The sequence below is a fragment of the Neobacillus sp. 19 genome, assembly GCF_049463095.1.
Lineage (GTDB): Bacteria > Bacillota > Bacilli > Bacillales > Cytobacillaceae > Neobacillus.
This window is the reverse complement of record NZ_JBMPZU010000079.1, coordinates 35,719-54,212: the sequence shown is the minus strand read 5'-3', so window position 1 is coordinate 54,212 and position 18,494 is coordinate 35,719. Positions and strand designations below refer to the sequence as shown.

General features: G+C 47.2%; 13 protein-coding genes and 1 pseudogene. 2 read left to right on the top strand and 12 right to left on the bottom strand.

Annotated elements, in window-relative coordinates; genetic code table 11:
- Both ACO1D1_RS23815 and ACO1D1_RS23810 read right to left on the bottom strand, forming a co-directional pair.
- On the bottom strand, window positions 1-858 hold the full coding sequence (locus ACO1D1_RS23815; RefSeq protein WP_149872394.1) for a class II fructose-bisphosphate aldolase: 858 nt from the start codon (window positions 856-858) through the stop codon (window positions 1-3).
- Window positions 859-1,175: 317 nt separating this feature from the next.
- Window positions 1,176-1,547 carry a response regulator gene (locus ACO1D1_RS23810; RefSeq protein ID WP_149872395.1) on the bottom strand — a complete coding sequence of 124 codons (372 nt, stop codon included), beginning with the start codon at window positions 1,545-1,547 and terminating at the stop codon, window positions 1,176-1,178.
- Between the two features lie 190 nt (window positions 1,548-1,737).
- On the opposite strand from ACO1D1_RS23810, the gene ACO1D1_RS23805 reads away from it, so the two are divergent.
- The gene (locus ACO1D1_RS23805; protein ID WP_423337391.1) at window positions 1,738-2,271 is read left to right on the top strand and encodes a DUF2529 domain-containing protein; all 534 of its coding nucleotides are present in this window, start codon (window positions 1,738-1,740) and stop codon (window positions 2,269-2,271) included.
- A gap of 254 nt (window positions 2,272-2,525) precedes the next feature.
- Here ACO1D1_RS23805 and ACO1D1_RS23800 read toward each other — a convergent pair whose 3' ends face one another.
- From ACO1D1_RS23800 to ACO1D1_RS23755, 10 genes and pseudogenes are all read right to left on the bottom strand, one after another.
- Window positions 2,526-4,121 carry a CTP synthase gene (locus ACO1D1_RS23800; protein ID WP_149872397.1) on the bottom strand — a complete coding sequence of 532 codons (1,596 nt, stop codon included), beginning with the start codon at window positions 4,119-4,121 and terminating at the stop codon, window positions 2,526-2,528.
- Window positions 4,122-4,397: 276 nt separating this feature from the next.
- Window positions 4,398-4,964 carry a DNA-directed RNA polymerase subunit delta gene (gene rpoE, locus ACO1D1_RS23795; RefSeq protein WP_423337379.1) on the bottom strand — a complete coding sequence of 189 codons (567 nt, stop codon included), beginning with the start codon at window positions 4,962-4,964 and terminating at the stop codon, window positions 4,398-4,400.
- Window positions 4,965-5,085: 121 nt separating this feature from the next.
- Window positions 5,086-5,274 carry a hypothetical protein gene (locus tag ACO1D1_RS23790; RefSeq protein ID WP_149872400.1) on the bottom strand — a complete coding sequence of 63 codons (189 nt, stop codon included), beginning with the start codon at window positions 5,272-5,274 and terminating at the stop codon, window positions 5,086-5,088.
- A gap of 217 nt (window positions 5,275-5,491) precedes the next feature.
- Window positions 5,492-8,740 (bottom strand): fused isobutyryl-CoA mutase/GTPase IcmF, encoded by a 3,249-nt coding sequence (gene icmF / locus ACO1D1_RS23785; RefSeq protein ID WP_423337378.1) that lies wholly within the window; start codon window positions 8,738-8,740, stop codon window positions 5,492-5,494.
- A 123-nt stretch (window positions 8,741-8,863) separates the two neighbouring features.
- Entirely contained in the window at window positions 8,864-9,517 is a 654-nt protein-coding gene (locus ACO1D1_RS23780) for a TetR/AcrR family transcriptional regulator (RefSeq protein ID WP_423337377.1), read from the bottom strand.
- A gap of 68 nt (window positions 9,518-9,585) precedes the next feature.
- Window positions 9,586-10,724, bottom strand: a pseudogene (locus ACO1D1_RS23775) (acyl-CoA dehydrogenase).
- Between the two features lie 176 nt (window positions 10,725-10,900).
- On the bottom strand, window positions 10,901-12,031 hold the full coding sequence (locus ACO1D1_RS23770) for an acyl-CoA dehydrogenase (protein ID WP_423337376.1): 1,131 nt from the start codon (window positions 12,029-12,031) through the stop codon (window positions 10,901-10,903).
- A gap of 139 nt (window positions 12,032-12,170) precedes the next feature.
- Window positions 12,171-13,022 (bottom strand): 3-hydroxybutyryl-CoA dehydrogenase, encoded by an 852-nt coding sequence (locus ACO1D1_RS23765; protein WP_423337375.1) that lies wholly within the window; start codon window positions 13,020-13,022, stop codon window positions 12,171-12,173.
- Window positions 13,023-13,210: 188 nt separating this feature from the next.
- The gene (locus tag ACO1D1_RS23760; RefSeq protein ID WP_423337374.1) at window positions 13,211-14,398 is read right to left on the bottom strand and encodes an acetyl-CoA C-acetyltransferase; all 1,188 of its coding nucleotides are present in this window, start codon (window positions 14,396-14,398) and stop codon (window positions 13,211-13,213) included.
- 251 nt (window positions 14,399-14,649) lie between these two features.
- Window positions 14,650-16,764 (bottom strand): (Fe-S)-binding protein, encoded by a 2,115-nt coding sequence (locus ACO1D1_RS23755; RefSeq protein WP_423337373.1) that lies wholly within the window; start codon window positions 16,762-16,764, stop codon window positions 14,650-14,652.
- A gap of 285 nt (window positions 16,765-17,049) precedes the next feature.
- Between ACO1D1_RS23755 and cls the strand changes: the two genes are divergently transcribed.
- A complete protein-coding gene (cls, locus tag ACO1D1_RS23750) occupies window positions 17,050-18,252 on the top strand; it encodes a cardiolipin synthase (protein WP_423337372.1) in 1,203 nt (400 codons plus the stop codon).
- The last annotated feature ends 242 nt before the right edge of the window (window positions 18,253-18,494 follow it).

Sequence of the window (18,494 nt, the reverse complement as noted above, 5' to 3'; positions counted from 1 at the left end):
TTACGCTTTGTTGGAAGAACCGAATTCGCGCATTTTGCCGATAACCGTTTCTTTGATCGCGTCGCGAGCTGGTCCTAAATATTTACGTGGATCGTATTCATTTGGTTTAGCCGCTAACACTTCACGGACAACCTTCGCAGAAGCGATTTGGTTTTCTGTGTTTACGTTAATCTTAGCTGTACCAAGAGATACAGATCTCTGGATGTCTTTTAATGGAATTCCTGTTCCGCCATGAAGAACGAGCGGCATGCCAGTAATCTTGCCGATTTCTTCCATTTCAGCAAAACCAAGATTTGGTTCGCCTTTGTAAGGGCCGTGAACAGAGCCTAATGCAGGAGCAAGACAGTCGATGCCTGTGCGTTTCACAAGCTCTTCACATTCCTTTGGATCTGCATAGATGACGCCTTCAGCGACAACATCGTCCTCTTGACCGCCAACTGTTCCTAATTCTGCTTCAACAGACACACCTTTTGAGTGCGCATACTCAACCACTTTTGAAGTAATTTCGATGTTCTCTTCAAATGGGTGGTGGGAAGCATCAATCATAACAGATGTAAAGCCGGCATCAATCGCTTCTTTACATTTGTCAAAGCTTGAACCGTGGTCAAGGTGAATCGCAACCGGAACGGTAATTTTATAATCTTCTAATAGACCTTCTACCATTTTTACAACGGTTTTGAAACCGCCGATATAACGGCCTGCGCCTTCAGAAACACCAAGAATAACTGGTGAATTTTCTTCCTGTGCAGCTTGAAGAATCGCTTGCGTAAATTCTAAGTTATTAATGTTAAATTGCCCAACAGCGTAGCCTTCTGCTTTCGCTTTATTAAGCATGTCTTTCATCGATACTAAAGGCATTTCTCTTCCTCCTTATATTAGGTTGATCCCATTTCGAAACAGGGTCTCCCCTATCAGGTTTTCCCTCTGATTTGACGATTATGTATGCACCCGAAATGATCATCAGCCTGTGAAAAGTTCATATGTATCATAACAAAACAAAGGAGGAATTACCAATAATCCAACACAGTTTTTTAAACTGTCATAATGAAAGCGCACCCATTTGCACCGATTGAAATTCAGCTGAATAATGGCTGTTTTTTTAAAAAAAATGATGCGGTCAGGCTGGTAATTCCAGGGGAAATCACACCTAAAACCAGGCTGATTGCACGCTCTATTTAATTCGCCTTTTGCGGAATATGTTTGCGGACAGCCGCTCGGATATCATCAATATCGAATGGCTTGGCAAAATGGGTAATTGCACCAAGGTCTTTGGCTTCTTGAATCATGTCCAATTCACCGTAGGCAGTCATGATAATCACACGAATATCCGGGTCGATGACTTTCATTCGTTTTAAAATTTCAATTCCATCCATCCCCGGTATTTTCATGTCAAGCAGGACAAGATCGGGATCATGCTTTGTGACAATCTCCAGCGCCTGAACTCCATTCGCAGCTTGAAAGGTTTGATAGCCCTCTTTTTGGAACACCTCATTTAGCAAAATACGAATACCAAATTGATCATCCACAATTAAAATTTTCTCTTTCATTTACTCCACCTCTTCCTTGATATTATTCCATTAATTATCCCATTCCATATCATTTCTATTAATTCTACTAAGAGCGGCAAATTTCCTGCCTGTTTTCTTCACACAAACCTGTTATTTTGTGGAAATTGATTTTTATTTTTGAATGGTTGGGAAAAGGTTTATAATAGGAATGCGTATAAGGAGGGTTATGATGTTAAAAATGTTTACGACTCAATTAACCGGCGTTTTGAAAAGAATAGATGAAAAAGAGGAATTTTCGCTGGAGGACGGCGCCCGCCTGCTTGCCCAGGCCCCTGTCGGCGATGGTTCGGTTTATATATGGGGCACGAAGGAAATGAAGGCTGTTGAATATGAGGCACTAGAAGGCGCGGAGCCGTTTACGGGGGCAAAGCGGCTGACGGCTGAAGATGTGAGCGTCCTTAACGATGCGGATCGGGTGTTAATGTTCACGCGCACTTCCCGCGATGAGGAGGCTGTAGCTGTTGCCGGGCAGCTCCGGGAAACCGGGATTCCCTTTGTTGCTGTTTCGACGGTAATGGAGGAGGCTAGTGAAAATGACTTGACACAGCTTGCGGACGTCCATATTGATTTGCGGTTAAAAAAAGCCTTACTTCCCGATGATTTCGGCAACCGCTATGGGTATCCTTCCTCGATGGCCGCATTATTTGTTTATTTTGGGTTAAAATTCACGATGGATGAGATGCTCGCGGAATATGAAGAGTAAAACGGCCCGGAAATGGGTCGTTTTTTATTTTTTGGACTTCTTTTTATTAACTATTCCTGATTACTTTCCGATTTTGCAGATTTACTTTCCGCTTTCGGTATTTTACTGTCCAGTTTTCCTCGTTTACTTTCCACTTTCGGCACTTTACTGTCCACTTTACCTAATTTACTTTCCGCTTATATTTTCCTCCAAAACCATTCGCGCAAAAAAGACCAGCCCCCCACAAACGGAGAACTGGCCTTAGTCACACTCTATTAATTTTGAATCGATGCCTGAATGAAGTCTCTGAACAGGGCTTGAGGGCGCGTTGGTCTTGAGACAAATTCCGGATGGAACTGGGACGCTACGAACCAAGGATGATCCGCAAGCTCGATGATTTCAACAAGACGGCCATCCGGGCTCGTTCCTGAGAAAATAAATCCAGCCGCTTCCATCTGCTGACGATAATGGTTATTAAACTCATAACGGTGGCGGTGGCGTTCGTAAATCACTTTTTCTTCGTAAGCTCTAAATGCTTTCGTGCCTTCCACCAAACGGCATGGGTATAAACCTAAGCGCAATGTGCCGCCTAAATCCTCCACATCCTTTTGCTCCGGAAGCAAGTCAATAATCGGGTGCTTCGTCTCTGGAACAAATTCAGCAGAATGGGCATCCGCTAAACCAAGCACGTTGCGAGCAAATTCAATCGTTGCCAGCTGCATTCCTAAACAAATGCCAAGGAATGGCTTTTTCTGCTCGCGGGCATAGCGGGTCGCCTCGATTTTCCCTTCAATTCCGCGATCACCGAAGCCGCCTGGTACAAGGATTCCATCGACATCACCAAGAAGCTCCGCTACATTTTCACGGGTCACTTCATCAGAATTAATCCATTTAATTTCCACATCCGTATCAAACGCATAACCGGCATGCTTCATCGCTTCGACAACGGAAATATAGGCGTCCTGCAGCTCTACATATTTCCCGACAAGACCGATGCGCGTCTTGTTCGAAAGGTTAAGAACGCGGTCCACTAACGCCTTCCACTCTGTCATCTCCGCTTTTTCTGTATCTAATTTCAAATGGTCGCAGACAATTTGATCCATATTTTGCTCTTGAAGCGCAAGCGGAATGGAATAAAGCGTATCCGCATCCTGACATTCAATGACCGCTTTCGCATCGATATCGCAGAACAATGCCAGCTTGTCCTTCATGTCTTGCGATACCGGCATTTCTGTCCGGACGACGATGATATTTGGCTGAATGCCAAGGCTGCGCAGTTCTTTTACACTGTGCTGCGTCGGCTTTGTTTTCATCTCACCCGCTGCTTTAATATACGGGATCAAGGTACAGTGGATGTACATCACATTGTCACGGCCGGCATCACTTTTGATTTGGCGAATGGCTTCCAAGAATGGCAGCGACTCAATATCGCCAACGGTTCCGCCGATTTCCGTGATCACGACATCGGCATTGGTTTCCTTGCCGGCGCGGAAGACGCGGTCTTTGATTTCATTGGTAATGTGCGGAATCACCTGCACGGTTGCCCCTAAGTAATCACCGCGGCGCTCTTTTCTAAGGACCGATGAGTAAATTTTTCCGGTCGTAACGTTCGAATACTTGTTTAAGTTAATATCGATAAAGCGCTCATAGTGCCCTAAATCTAAATCGGTTTCCGCACCATCATCGGTTACGAATACTTCCCCATGCTGATAAGGGCTCATCGTTCCCGGGTCAACGTTGATGTACGGGTCAAATTTCTGAATCGTTACATTCAAGCCCCGATTTTTCAAGAGGCGTCCAAGCGAGGACGCGGTAATACCTTTTCCGAGTGAGGATACAACCCCACCTGTTACAAAAATATACTTTGTCATAAATATTCCCCCTTCAATTACAGTTTGTACATTATTCAGGTGATTTAAGGACTTTTTGCAAAAATTATTTTCCCTATTGCTCCAAAAACGAAAAAACTCCGTCATCAAGGAGTTTTTTAAAAATAAAAAGCGCTCCATCTCGCGTTTGCAAGGGAGCGCATAGAAATTAATAGTCATTCGTCCTTTTTTAAGGAGCCCAAAAAAGATATTACAAGGGGTTGAGGTAAAAGTCAAGCAGTTTTCCCCTTCGAGATCAAATGGAAACAATGAAAAGGATTACAAGTCCTCGTCTTCTTCCTCTTCCTCAAATTCTTCCTCTTCTTCTTCCAGTTCCTCGTCTTCAAGCTCTTCATCCAGCTCGAATTCTTCATCGTCTTCTAGAACTTCTTCATCGTCGTCATCGTCAAACTCATCGACTTCATCAAGGTCAAGGTCATCTTCATCATCTAAAAGATCGTCCTCATCTTCGAAATCGTCAAGCTCGTCGTAATCTTCCTCTTCAATTTCATCGAATTCCTCTTCGTCGACAACCTTCTTCGCCTTTTTCTTCTTCGGTTTAACGGCTGTTACCACTTCTTCTTCCGCCGTATCGACAGGATACCAAACGCGCAGTCCCCAACGGTTTTCTCCTAATGAGCGAAAGCGCCCATCAATGTTGATGTCCGTATAAAATTGTGCCAGGCGAGATCTGATTTCCTGTTCGGAAATCCCAGCAGCCGTTTGAATCTCTTTTAATAAATCATTAAATGAGATTGGCTGTTTGCTATTTTTTAAAAATTCATAAGCCATTTCGATGAGGGATAATTCTTGCAATTCCTCTTTTGAGTATTGTGCTAAACTCACTATTGGCACTTCCTTTCTCTATTTAACACTCGAAATTGAGTAGTTAAGGGCATTTCTCCCAAAATACATATTCTTCATTATAAACAAATTCTTATTGTTTATGCTAGTTCTAGTTGGACAATCACTTGATTTTTTCCTTTGGCGATTCCTTTTCCTGCTGTGCCTTCTGTTTTTTCATCTCCTTAATGGCAATAACCAAGAAGAAGATAGCCAACAACAGAAACGAAACAGCACCCAATTGACGTTGATAGAGATAGTTTAATGGCCAGGCAAAAATGATTAAAACAATAATTATGTGACTAACCTTCATCAGTACCCACCTGCCCGAAATCTCATAGAAGTTTGAACGATAGTTAGATTATATAAGATAAATGTTTTTTTTAATATCTCCTTAAAATATTTTTTTACTAAAAGAGGAAAATGGTGTCAGGCACCATTTCCCTCTTTTTACAAGTTCTTGAGTTTCGACTTCGAGATTGGTACAGCTCCAGGCCATACGCCGCTAACCAGGGCGCTTCCGCATTTCGTTACATATTCCGGCGATACTGACCGCCGACTTCGTAGAGGGCTCGGGTGATTTGGCCGAGGCTTGCGACTTTGACGGTTTCCATCAGCTCGGCAAAAATATTGCCGCCGCTCGTCGCCGCTTCTTTCAAGCGCTTTAGTGCCGCCGCCGACTCCCCGGCGTGTGCTTCCCAGAAGGCGTGCAAATGTTGAATCTGCAGCTCCTTTTCCTCCTTTGTTGCCCGGGCGATTTCCATATTATTCACGTCTTCCACTGAAGGCGGATTCGGATTCAAATACGTATTGACCCCAATAATCGGCAGCTCACCCGTATGCTTTAACATTTCATAATGCATCGACTCATCCTGAATCTTGCCGCGCTGGTACTGTGTCTCCATCGAGCCAAGCACCCCGCCGCGGTCATTCAAACGTTCAAACTCCTGTAACACGGCCTCTTCTACCAATTCGGTTAATTCCTCGACGATAAACGAACCCTGGAGCGGATTTTCATTTTTCGTCAACCCGTGCTCCTTCGTGATAATCATCTGAATCGCCATCGCCCGGCGCACCGATTCCTCGGTCGGCGTCGTGATCGCCTCGTCATAGGCATTCGTGTGCAGTGAATTACAATTATCATGCAAGGCCATCAACGCCTGCAGGGTCGTGCGGATATCATTGAAGTCAATTTCCTGGGCATGCAGCGAACGCCCCGAAGTCTGCACATGATATTTCAATTTCTGACTGCGTTCGTTGGCACCATATTTATCACGCATCACTGTTGCCCAAATCCGGCGCGCCACCCGGCCAATTACCGTATACTCCGGATCCAAGCCATTCGAGAAAAAGAATGACAGGTTCGGCGCGAAATCATCAATCTTCATCCCCCGGCTCAAGTAATACTCGACATAGGTAAAGCCGTTTGACAGCGTGAACGCCAGCTGCGAAATCGGATTTGCACCCGCTTCGGCAATATGATAGCCGGAAATCGATACCGAATAGTAGTTGCGCACCTGATGGTCAATAAAATACTGCTGAATATCGCCCATCATCCGTAACGCGAATTCCGTTGAAAAAATACACGTATTCTGGCCTTGGTCTTCTTTTAAAATATCAGCCTGCACCGTGCCGCGCACTGTCCTTAGTGTAAAGCTGCGAATCTCCGCAAACTCCTCGACGGTCAACACACGGCCAAGCTCGGCTTCTTTCTTCTGCACCTGCTGGTCAATCGCGGTATTCATAAACATCGCCAAAATAATCGGCGCTGGTCCGTTGATCGTCATCGAAACCGATGTGGACGGATGGCAGAGGTCAAAGCCGTCATACAGCTTTTTCATGTCATCAAGCGTACAAATGCTGACCCCACTCTCGCCGACCTTCCCGTAAATATCCGGACGATAATCGGGATCCTCGCCATATAGCGTCACCGAATCAAATGCTGTACTTAAGCGCTTCGCATCATCATCCTTCGATAAATAATGGAAGCGGCGGTTCGTCCGCTCCGGTGTGCCCTCGCCGGCAAACTGCCGTTTCGGATCCTCTCCTTCGCGTTTGAACGGGAACACTCCAGCGGTATATGGGAACGAACCCGGCACATTTTCCTGATACACCCAGCGAATGATTTCCCCGTAATCCTTATAACGCGGCAAAGCCACCTTCGGAATATCGAGACCTGATAAGCTTTTCGATTTTAACACGGTGATAATCTCTTTATCACGAATCCGTGTGACAAATTGGTCACCGGCATAGGCAGCCTTCGTTTGCTCCCACGTCGAGAGAATTTTCCGCGATTCCGCTGTCAGCCTCGCCTCTGTTTCCTGCTTCACTGCTTCTAAAGCGGCCACGACTTCCGGCTGGTCCTTCACCGCCTCCTTTGCCCCTTCGAGCTGGAATAATTTCCGGGCAATATTGGCCTGTTCTTCCGCCTTCTTATGATAACTGCGCACCGTTTCTGAGATTTCCCGTAAATAATACCGGCGGTCCGTCGGAATGATCACATTCTGCTTCTCCACAACGGCATGTTTGCTAAAGGACGTCACCCAATCCGTCCCCATGGCACGATTTACTTTTTCCACCAGTGCCGCAAACAAAGCATTCGTGCCCGGGTCATGGAACTGGCTGGCAATCGTGCCGTACACCGGCATCTCTTCAATGGCCTGCTCAAACAGCATATGATTGCGCTGGTACTGTTTTTGCACCTGGCGCTTTGCATCCTCCGACCCCTTGCGCTCAAATTTATTGATGACAATGAGGTCAGCAAAATCAAGCATATCAATCTTCTCAAGCTGCGAAGGCGCCCCGAATTCACTCGTCATCACGTACATCGACACATCACAGATCTCCGTGATTTCCGCATCCCCCTGGCCGATGCCGCTCGTCTCGACGATCACTAAATCAAATCCCGCCGCCTTCGTCACCGCTACCGCATCTTTAATCGCAAGCGACAATTCGTTTTTCGACTTCCGGGTCGCGAGACTGCGCATATACACATTCGGCGAGAAAATCGCATTCATGCGAATCCGGTCGCCAAGCAATGCCCCGCCCGTTTTTTGCTTTGTCGGGTCAACCGAAAGAATCGCGACCCGTTTCTCAGGGAATTCATTGATAAACCGGCGGATCAATTCATCCGTGAGCGAGCTTTTTCCGGCACCGCCCGTACCCGTGATTCCAACGACTGGAATTCCCTTCTCCAACGACTTCACTTGTTCGAGCACCTGCTCCGCTGTTGCCGCCGCCTCATTCCGTTTATCGACATGAAGCTCTGCTAACGTAATCAGCTTGGCAATGCTGTTCACATCGCCAGACGGCAATTTTTCCATCTGCTCGGTTACATCTGTTGTCACCGTGGAAAAGTCACATTCCCGGATCATTTGCTCAATCATGCCCTGAAGGCCCAGCGTCCGGCCATCATCCGGCGAGAAGATTCTGGCGATCCCGTATTGGTGCAGCTCATCGATTTCGCGGGGAATAATCACCCCGCCGCCGCCGCCGTAAATCCGAACATAAGGCGCGCCTTTTTCCTTCAATAGGTCATACATATATTTAAAATACTCCACGTGCCCGCCTTGATACGAAGAAATCGCAATCCCCTGCACATCCTCTTGAATCGCCGCGTTCACCACCTCTTCCACCGAACGATTATGCCCGAGGTGAATAACCTCCGCCCCGCTCGCCTGAAGAATCCGGCGCATAATATTAATTGAAGCATCATGGCCATCAAACAAACTCGACGCCGTCACAAAACGGATATGATGCTTTGGCTGATATTTCTCCATCGTGCTCCCCCTTTTTGTCATTCTCCTTTTTGGAAAATGAACTCTATTCACCGTTCGCTGCCATTGCTAGTTTTCCGGAAATTTTGCAGCCGCCGTACTTCGTGGCAATCCCCGTCTATCTAATTATTGCTTCGGAACTTTCCCAGGTGCCGTTATCTCACGGCTGATCCCCGATAATAACAGGTCTGTCTGTAATTCAATATATTCTTCCAGCGTAAATAACTTCCGTAAGGCCCAGCGGCGGAATCCCCACATTTGCCCTTGGACAAAAATGTTATGGGCAATGATGGCCACTTGTTTCTCTGTCAGGTGCAGCTCCCCATTTTCGACGCATCTCGACAAGAGGTTCTCAAACATACCGACCATTTCCATTTCTTTTTTCAACACATAGGGAAGTGCGTCCTTTGACAGTGACTTTACCTCCTGGTACATCACGAGCACCTCCGCCTGCATCTCATCCATTACCTGAAAAAAGTTGGCGATTCCGAGCCTCAGGCTGTCCAGTGTCCCCTTTTTCAAAGCCAGATCTTGCTGCAGACGCTCACTGACATGGTCATAAATGCTGTCACAGACAAGATAGAGGACGTCCTCCTTTGTGCGAATGTACTCATACAGCGTTCCGATGCTAAACCCGGCTGCTTTGGCAATTTCCCTTGTCGTCGTCCGATGAAACCCCTTTTGTTTAAAAAGTGCTACGGCCCCTTTGATCATTTGATCACGCCTTTTTTGCACAAGGCGCTCATCCTTGACCGAAGCCTGTACTTCCCGCTTATTCATCCCTTAACCGCCTTTATTCAAATTAGGCGATCCCAAATTGCCGCCTTTCTGCTTGTCATACCTGCTGTTTATTTTGTTAACATCCTTGAAATTACGAGACGCTGAATTTCCTGCGTTCCTTCGTAAATTTGGGTGATTTTTGCATCGCGCATGAATCGCTCTACTGGATAGTCCTTCGTATAGCCATAGCCGCCAAATACTTGAACGGCCTCGGTTGTCACCTTCATCGCGGTGTCGCCGGCAAATAATTTCGACATCGCCGATTCTTTTCCGTATGGTAAGCCGTTTGACTCGAGCCATGCCGCCTGATAGGTTAATAATCTGGAAGCCTCAATATTTGTTGCCATATCCGCAAGCTTGAAGCTGATCCCTTGGTTGGCCGCGATTGGCTTGCCAAACTGGTGGCGTTCCTTCGCATAGTCAACTGCCGCATCAAGTGCACCTTGAGCAATTCCAACCGCCTGCGCGGCTATCCCGTTGCGACCGCCGTCAAGGGTCATCATCGCCACTTTAAAGCCGTCGCCTTCTTCACCAAGCCGGTTGGCAACAGGAACCTTGCAGTCTTCAAAAATAATTTCCGTCGTTGGCGATGAGCGGATGCCGAGTTTCTTTTCTTTTTTCCAACAGAGAAGCCCGGGAAGTCGTTCTCGATGATAAAGGCCGTCGTCCCTTTGTGCTTGCTGGTTGGATCTGTTACGGCAAAGACAACGTAAATTTCGGCCACGCCGCCGTTGGTGATAAAAATTTTCGAACCGTTTAAGACGTAATGGTCGCCTTCCAAGCGTGCTGTCGTTTTCATCCCGCCTGCATCCGAGCCGCTGCCAGGCTCTGTTAAGCCATAGGCGCCAATTTTCGTTCCTTCTGCCATCGGACGCAGATATTTTTGCTTTTGCTCTTCACTGCCAAATTTGTAGATTGGCCAGCCGGCAAGCGAGGTATGTGCCGAAAGCATGACACCCGTTGACGCGTCCACACGGGACAGCTCCTCTACGGCAATGCAATAAGCAAGATAATCACTGCCGATGCCGCCATACTCCTCCGGCCACGGAATCCCCGTCAAGCCAAGCTCCGCCATTTTGTCAAAAATTTCTCTATCGAAGCGTTCTTCCTCATCGCGCTCGGCTGCCGTCGGTGCCACTTCATTTCGCGCAAAATCGCGCACCATTTTGCGAATCATTTCATGCTCTTCGGATAATTTAAATTGCATTTTTCTCGTCCTCCTCTATTAGTCCAGTCCGACTATGACGGTTTATTTGACTTTTATGACCTCTTTTTTGACCTTTACGACCTCATTTTCATCACTTACGACGTTTGCAAGGAGCTTTACGACGTATTTTTGAAGCATTACCACATATTTCTGGAAAACTAGTGCGTCTTTCCTTTTTAAAGGTACTTACTAATCACGATCCGCTGAATTTCGCTCGTACCTTCGTAAATTTCGGTTACTTTGGCATCGCGGAAGTACCGTTCGACAGGGTAATCCTCGGTATAGCCGTAGCCGCCAAATACTTGTATCGCTTCCGTTGTGACCTCAACCGCCGTCCGAGTCGCGAACAGCTTTGCCATCGAGGCTTCCAAGCCGCATTTGATCCCTTGACTGCGGAAATGAGCTGCACGATAGACTAATAGTTTCGCCGCTTCCACACTCGTTGCCATATCAGCGAGCTTAAAGCCAATCCCTTGCTGGGCCGCAATTGGTTTGCCAAATTGCTGGCGCTCCTTCGCATAGGCAGTTACAGCCGACAGTGCGGCCTCGGCAATTCCGAGTGCCTGTGTCGCAATCCCGATGCGGCCGACTTCAAGGTTGGCCATCGCAATTTTAAAGCCTTCACTTTCACTGCCAAGAAGGTTCTCGACCGGTACCTGCATATCTTCAAACGTCAGTTGGACCGTTCTAGAGCCGTGCAAGCCCATTTTCTTCTCATCCTTGCCGATGATCAAACCGGGGGTATTTTTTTCAACAATAAATGCGGCAATCCCCTTTGTGCCCAGGCTTGGGTCAGTCGTGGCAAAAACAATATAAATATCGGCCTCGCCGCCATTGGTAATAAACATTTTGGAGCCATTGAGTACATAATGACCGTCCTTCTTGACCGCCCGCGTCTTTAAGCTCGCGGCATCAGAACCGGAGCTTGGCTCGGTTAGGCAGAAAGCACCCAAATACTCCCCTGAAGCAAGCTTCGGAACATATTTTTGCTTTTGCTCTTCGTTCCCAAAGTAAACAATTGGGTTTGTGCCCACAGATGTATGGACAGAAAGAATCACACCGAGTGCGGCACTCACCTTCGAGATTTCATGAATCGCAAGGATGTAGGAGGTGAAGTCCATTTCGGCCCCGCCGTATTTTTCCGGCACAGGAATCCCCATCAGACCCAATTCACCCATTTTGCGGAGGATTTCACGCGGAAATTCACCTTTTTCCATATTTTCAACAAATGGGGCAATTTCGTTAACTGCAAAATCACGCACCATTTTCCGCATCATTTCTTGTTCTTCCGTAAATGTAAGATTCACGTTGATTTCCCCTTTGCGTGGAAATGGGGCGGAGCGGCGCATAAGCTGCACTGTTTATCCATATGTGCGGAAAGTCTATATTTCACGCTACGTTTCTAGTGAAGCTTTGCTCTGCTCGCACCGCCTTTTTAGATTAGAGTTATTCGTACGTGTAAAAGCCGCGCCCTGTTTTCTTGCCGAGCCAGCCTGCTTTGACGTACTTTCGCAGCAGTGGACATGGTCGGTATTTGTCATCGCCAAAGCCTTCGTGAAGTGTTTCCATGATGTACAAGCATGTATCCAGGCCGATAAAATCAGCCAAAGTTAACGGCCCCATCGGGTGGTTCATGCCGAGCTTCATTACCTCATCAATCGCTTCCTTCGTGGCGACGCCCTCGTACAGGGTAAAAATCGCCTCATTAATCATCGGCATCAGCACCCGGTTGGAAACGAATCCAGGAAAGTCATTGACCTCGACCGGCACCTTGCTCAAGGTTTTTGTCATATCTTCAATCACTTGATATACTTCATCGGCTGTAGCCAGGCCGCGGATTATTTCCACAAGCTTCATTACCGGCACCGGATTCATAAAGTGCATGCCGATCACCTTTTCCGGACGCCTCGTGGCTGCGGCAATTTCAGTGATCGGCAATGATGAGGTGTTACTCGCCAAAATCGCATGCTCTGGCGCAATTTCATCCAGCTGGGCAAAAATTTTCGTCTTGATAGCCATATTTTCAACAGCTGCTTCGATGACAAGGTCCATACCACCCGCATCGTTCAAGTCGGTCGATGCAGTCAGCCTTGCGAGCACTTCCTGCTTTTGCTCCTCCGTCATCCGGCCTTTTTCCACGCTGCGTGAAAGATTTTTGTTGATGACTCCTAAGCCGCGCTCGACGAATTCCGGCTTTAAATCGTTTAATAAAACTTTATAACCTGCTTGTGCACAAACTTGGGCAATCCCTGAGCCCATCTGCCCTGCACCGATGACCATAACCGTTGCAACCTGCATGTTTTCCCCTCCAATTTTTCCTTGCTTTTTCCTTAAAAAGGTCTATACGACAGTAAAAGCTACTTATCCGACAGTTACACTGACCCATGCGACAGTAATAATCCGCTATCCGATAGTTACGCTCCCCCATTCGACAGTAACAATTCTTTATCCGACAGTAAGCCAAGCTTCGGCTGACAACCTTTACCCTACGCTTTCGGCACTTCGATCATTACGGCATCACCCTGGCCGCCGCCTGAGCAAATTGCGGCAATACCGATTCCGCCGCCGCGCCGCTTCAATTCGTTCATTAAGGTGATGATTATCCGGGCGCCGCTTGCGCCAATTGGGTGGCCTAATGCGACCGCACCGCCATTCACATTGACCTTTTCCGGGTCAAGGCCGGCAATTTTTCCGCTCACCAATGCCACTGCGGCAAAGGCTTCATTAATTTCAAACAAATCAATTTCGTCCAAGTCCCGGCCCGTTTTTCGTAAAAGCTCATTAATTACGAGTCCAGGTGTTTGCGGGAAGTCCTTTGCTTCTACAGCAATCGCTGCATGGCCGAGGATTACGGCCCCTACCTCACGGCCTTCTCGGACAGCACGCTCCTCGCTCATCAGCACGAGGGCAGCCGCACCGTCATTCACACCAGGGGCATTCCCTGCGGTAATCGTTCCTGTTGAATTGAAGACAGGCGCTAGTTTAGCCAGCCGTTCCAAAGACGTATCTTTCCGCGGCCCCTCATCCGCTGTGACCAGAACAGGGGCGCCTTTTCGCTGCGGCACTTCGACTGGAACAATTTCTTCGGCCAATTTACCGTTCTCGGTGGCTGCAATGGCCCTGGCATGGCTGCGGTATGCCCATTCATCCTGTGCCTCGCGGGAAATCTCCATTTCTTCAGCCGTCGAGTTGCCGTATGTCCCCATATGAACACCGGTAAAGCTGCAGCTTAAGCCGTCATGGATCATTAAATCCTTTACGGGCGAATCGCCCATTCTGATGCCCCATCTTGCTTTTGGCAAAAGATAGGGAGCATTGCTCATCGATTCCATGCCGCCTGCGACGATGACTTCTTCATCGCCGGCGCGGATGATTTGGTCGGCCATTGTGACACTGCGCATGCCTGACGCACACACTTTATTAATCGTTTCTGTTTTGACTTCCCATGGAAGGCCGGCGTGGCGGGCTGCCTGACGCGACGGGATTTGTCCCTGCCCTCCTTGTAAAACCGTTCCAAGGATGACTTCACCCACCTCTTCCGGCTTCACCCCGGCCCGCACTAATGCCTCTTTCACAGCCATTCCCCCAAGCTGTGATGCTGTAAAGCTGCTCAATCCCCCTCCTAATTTTCCAAATGGTGTTCGAACACCGCTTAAAATAACCGTTTTCCCCATTCGAAACACTCTCCCTTTTCCTAATATTCAGTCATGTCTGTTTAAAAAATTTTTGCGTTGACTGAACGCTCGCTCAATATTTACTAAAAAATGTAACGTCAGCTCCATCGCCAACGCCCGATATAATGAAAAGAAAAATGTAAGCGTTTTATCCCCCATTCTATTTTACATAAAAAATAGCAGAAGTTGAAATGTTTTACACGAATTTTTAAAAATTTCTAACTCCTGCTATTTTCATTTTTGTTTACAGTTTAAGAAGCTGCAGCCTCTGGAACACCGCACACGGCTTTTTCAAGCAATTCAGCGACATCGTACGTTGATACTTTTTCTTCAACTTCCTTCGCCTTTGTTCCGTCGGAGAGCATGGTTAAGCAGTATGGGCAGGCTGAGCTGATGATTCCGGAGTTCGTTTCAAGTGCCTGCTCTGTGCGAGCGACATTGATCCGCGAACCCGTATCTTCTTCCATCCACATTAAGCCGCCGCCGGCCCCGCAGCACATTGCCTTATCGCGGTTTCGCTCCATTTCCACTAGCTTCACACCTGGAATCGCCTTTAAAATCTCCCGCGGCGGATCGTACACGTCATTGTAACGGCCTAAGTAACAAGAATCGTGGAAGGTGATCGTTTCGTTGACCGCATGCTTTGGAACAAGCTTGCCATCACGAACCAACTCATAAAGAATTTCTGTATGGTGGAATACTTCCACCTCCTCCAAGCCGAAATCCGGGTATTCATTTTTAAAAATATTGTAGGCATGCGGATCGGTCGTAATGATTTTCTTCACGCCGGCTTTTTCGAATTCCTCAATATTTTTCACCGCTAACTCCTGGAACAAGAATTCGTTTCCGAGACGGCGGGCCGTATCTCCGGAGTTCTTTTCCTTGTTGCCAAGAATCGCAAATTTCATACCGGCTTCGTTCAGTAATTTTGCAAACGAAAGGGCAATCTTCTGGCTGCGGTTGTCGTAAGAACCCATCGCGCCGACCCAGAACAGGTATTCAAACTCTTCGCCTGCTTTATTCATTTCCTTCACGGTTGGCACATGAACGTCCTCACGAAGCTCACGCCAGTTCTCGCGCTCCTTGCGGTTTAAGCCCCACGGATTGCCTTGGCGTTCGATATTGGTCATCGCCCGCTGCGCATCCGGATTCATTTTTCCTTCTGTTAACACAAGGTAACGGCGCAGGTCGATGATTTTCTCGACGTGCTCATTCATTACCGGACATTGGTCTTCACAGTTGCGGCATGTCGTACACGCCCAAATTTCCTCTTCGGTAATGACATCGCCAATCAGGCTTGGACTGTAAGCAGACGCTGCGGCAGATTCCTGCGCACCCTGCCCCGCCGCTGCGAGGGCAATTTGATTTCCTTTTGTATTGGCAAACGCAAATGTCGGCACCCAGGGCTGCTTCGAGGTAACCGAAGCGCCATAATTCGTGAGGTGATCACGCATTTTTACGATTAGATCCATCGGTGACAGCATTTTTCCTGTTCCGGAAGCCGGACACATGTTGGTACAGCGGCCGCATTCCACACAGGCGTAAAAATCGACCATTTGCAGCTGGGTAAAGTCTTCAATTTTTCCAACCCCAAAGGATTCTTGTGACTCATCTTCAAAATCAATTTTCGTCAGCTTGCCGGGATTCCCCAAACGATTTAAGTAGACGTTGGCCGGACCGGCAATTAAGTGCGCATGCTTTCCTTGCGGTACATAGACTAAGAACGACAAGAGGAATAGTAAGTGGAACCACCAAGCGACGTAGAACACGACAATGGAGGCGGTTTCATTTATTCCCGAAAAGATCAGTGAAATGACCGAAGCGACCGGCTCAGACCATGTCGGGTCCTCCCCATGCCAAATGATGCCCATTCCATTTCCGACAAGAACGGAAAGCATTAAGCCGCCGATAAAGATGAGCACGAGGCCTGATTTAAAGCCGCGCTTTAAGCGGACAAGCTTTTCGATGTAACGGCGATAGAAGGCCCAGACCACCGCTACTAAAATCATTAAGGTAACAAGCTCTTGGAAAAAAGTAAACGCAGGATAGAGCGGGCCAAGCGGCAGGTGTGCCCCCGGTTTAATCCCTTTGATGATAAAATCAATAGCGCCAAACTGAACGAGCAGGAAGCCATAAAAAAACATGACGTGGATGGCGCCGCTCTTTTTATCCTTCATCAGCTTCTTTTGCCCAAATACCATCACCCAAATTTTTTGCATCCGCTCTTTGACATTGTTGTCAAACTCGGCTTTTTTGCCAAGCTTAATAAATTCAATCCGCGTTTTAACGACATAAACGAACAGACTGACAGCGTAAGCGGTTACAACTAAAAACGCAATGAGGTTCACCCATAATAGACCATTCATGTAAAAACGCCCCTTTCCACTTCTTTTTGGAAGTCGTAGAAAATAAATAATTTTCTGACATATACTTATCTCTATTATATAATGAATGAGCATTCAGTCAACCAATTTTTTTAGAAAAAGAGGCGGAGCGGCGCAAATACGCAGCAATTGAACCAATTTACGTGAGCAAATGGATTTTGTTCACGTAATGAAGTTGGGCTTAGCTCTGCTCACACCACCTTTACAACTCATAGAAATGGCCGTTCTCGGAAACACTAACATCACGAATTGGGGGAAAGATTGCCAATGAAATTTATACTCATATTGAGCGGACTTGTCCTTTTCATCATTATATGGCTTGTGCTTGATTTTACATTAGGTCGAAAGAAGCATCTTTCCGTAGCGGTCAGAACGGAAACCTCCATCCTTCACGGCGATTTTGACATTTTTACGCATGGAAAGGAATTATTTCACGATTATTTTACGACTATTCGCCAGGCAAAAAAGCAAATTCATGTCCTCTTTTACATTGTGAAGGACGATGCCATCAGCCAGGAATTTTTTATGATTTTAAAAGAAAAGGCACAGGAAGGCGTGGAAGTCAGGCTGCTGCTTGACCGGCTCGGCAGCTGGAAAGTGAAGAGGAAAGTGGTGACGGCACTAAAGGAAGCGGGGATCCAATTTGCTTTTAGTAATCGGATTAAGCTTCCTTACTTGTTTTATTCCACACAGGTCCGCAATCACCGCAAAATCACAATTATTGACGGGGAAATTGGCTATCTCGGCGGCTATAACATTGGCAAGGAATACATTGATGAGGACCCGAAACTTAGCCCGTGGCGGGACTATCACGTGAAAATCACCGGTGAAAGCGTCAATTTTTTGCAGAGTGAGTTTTTGATTGATTGGAACGAGTACTTCGGTGAAGATTTATTGCGCCAGCCCGCTTATTTCCCGGTCTTGCCGAAGGGTGCGGTACGGCATCAGTTCATTCCTACAGAGGCCGGTCAGCTTGAAGAGAATTTTCTGCGGCTGATTCGGAAGGCGGAGGAATCTATTATCATTGGCACCCCCTATTTTATTCCAAGTGCAGCGATTTTTGCAGAACTGCTGAAATTACGGCGGCGCGGCGTTGGCCTCACGGTGATTGTTCCATTTACTGCGGATCATCTGCTTGTCCAGGAGGCTTCCTATCGCTATTTACGGCAGCTCCTTGCGGCAGGTTCAAGGGTTTATCAATATAGAAAGGGTTTTTATCATGCTAAAACGATTGTGATTGATAACAAAATCTGCGATATCGGCACCGCAAATTTCGATCAGCGCAGCCTATTTTTAAACAAAGAAATCAATTGCTTCTTCTATGACCCTGCCTTTATTGAACGCTTAAAGGCCATTATTCAAAAAGACATTCAAGACTCACAGCCGCTGACACTGGCAGAACTCAATAAACCGAATTTCAATAGAACACTAAAAGAACGCCTCGCCGCCGCCCTATCCTACTTTCTATAGGGATTGGGTGTCCGCATGGGATGGACACTGTCCACGAAGGGTGTCAGGCACCATGTGAAAATTTCACATGGTGCCTGACACCCAAACGACACTTTAATGATACACGCAAATGGAAAAGTCCCCGATTTTTGGTTCGGGGACTCGTTTTTTGATAATTTATAAGTTCTGACTTTGAGAATTGTCTAGCTCAGCGCCCTAGCGGCTAGTGTCCTTCGCTCTCCGCCCTACGATAAGTCAACATC

Excerpts from the sequence above, each read along its gene's own strand:
- ACO1D1_RS23815 (WP_149872394.1), bottom strand. The coding sequence starts at position 858 with ATGCCTTTAGTATCGATGAAAGACATGCTTAATAAAGCGAAAGCAGAA.
- ACO1D1_RS23810 (WP_149872395.1), bottom strand. The coding sequence starts at position 1,547 with ATGAAAGAGAAAATTTTAATTGTGGATGATCAATTTGGTATTCGTATT.
- ACO1D1_RS23805 (WP_423337391.1), top strand. The coding sequence starts at position 1,738 with ATGTTAAAAATGTTTACGACTCAATTAACCGGCGTTTTGAAAAGAATA.
- ACO1D1_RS23800 (WP_149872397.1), bottom strand. The coding sequence starts at position 4,121 with ATGACAAAGTATATTTTTGTAACAGGTGGGGTTGTATCCTCACTCGGA.
- ACO1D1_RS23790 (WP_149872400.1), bottom strand. The coding sequence starts at position 5,274 with ATGAAGGTTAGTCACATAATTATTGTTTTAATCATTTTTGCCTGGCCA.
- icmF (WP_423337378.1), bottom strand. The coding sequence starts at position 8,740 with ATGGAGAAATATCAGCCAAAGCATCATATCCGTTTTGTGACGGCGTCG.
- ACO1D1_RS23780 (WP_423337377.1), bottom strand. The coding sequence starts at position 9,517 with ATGAATAAGCGGGAAGTACAGGCTTCGGTCAAGGATGAGCGCCTTGTG.
- ACO1D1_RS23765 (WP_423337375.1), bottom strand. The coding sequence starts at position 13,022 with ATGCAGGTTGCAACGGTTATGGTCATCGGTGCAGGGCAGATGGGCTCA.
- ACO1D1_RS23760 (WP_423337374.1), bottom strand. The coding sequence starts at position 14,398 with ATGGGGAAAACGGTTATTTTAAGCGGTGTTCGAACACCATTTGGAAAA.
- ACO1D1_RS23755 (WP_423337373.1), bottom strand. The coding sequence starts at position 16,764 with ATGAATGGTCTATTATGGGTGAACCTCATTGCGTTTTTAGTTGTAACC.
- cls (WP_423337372.1), top strand. The coding sequence starts at position 17,050 with ATGAAATTTATACTCATATTGAGCGGACTTGTCCTTTTCATCATTATA.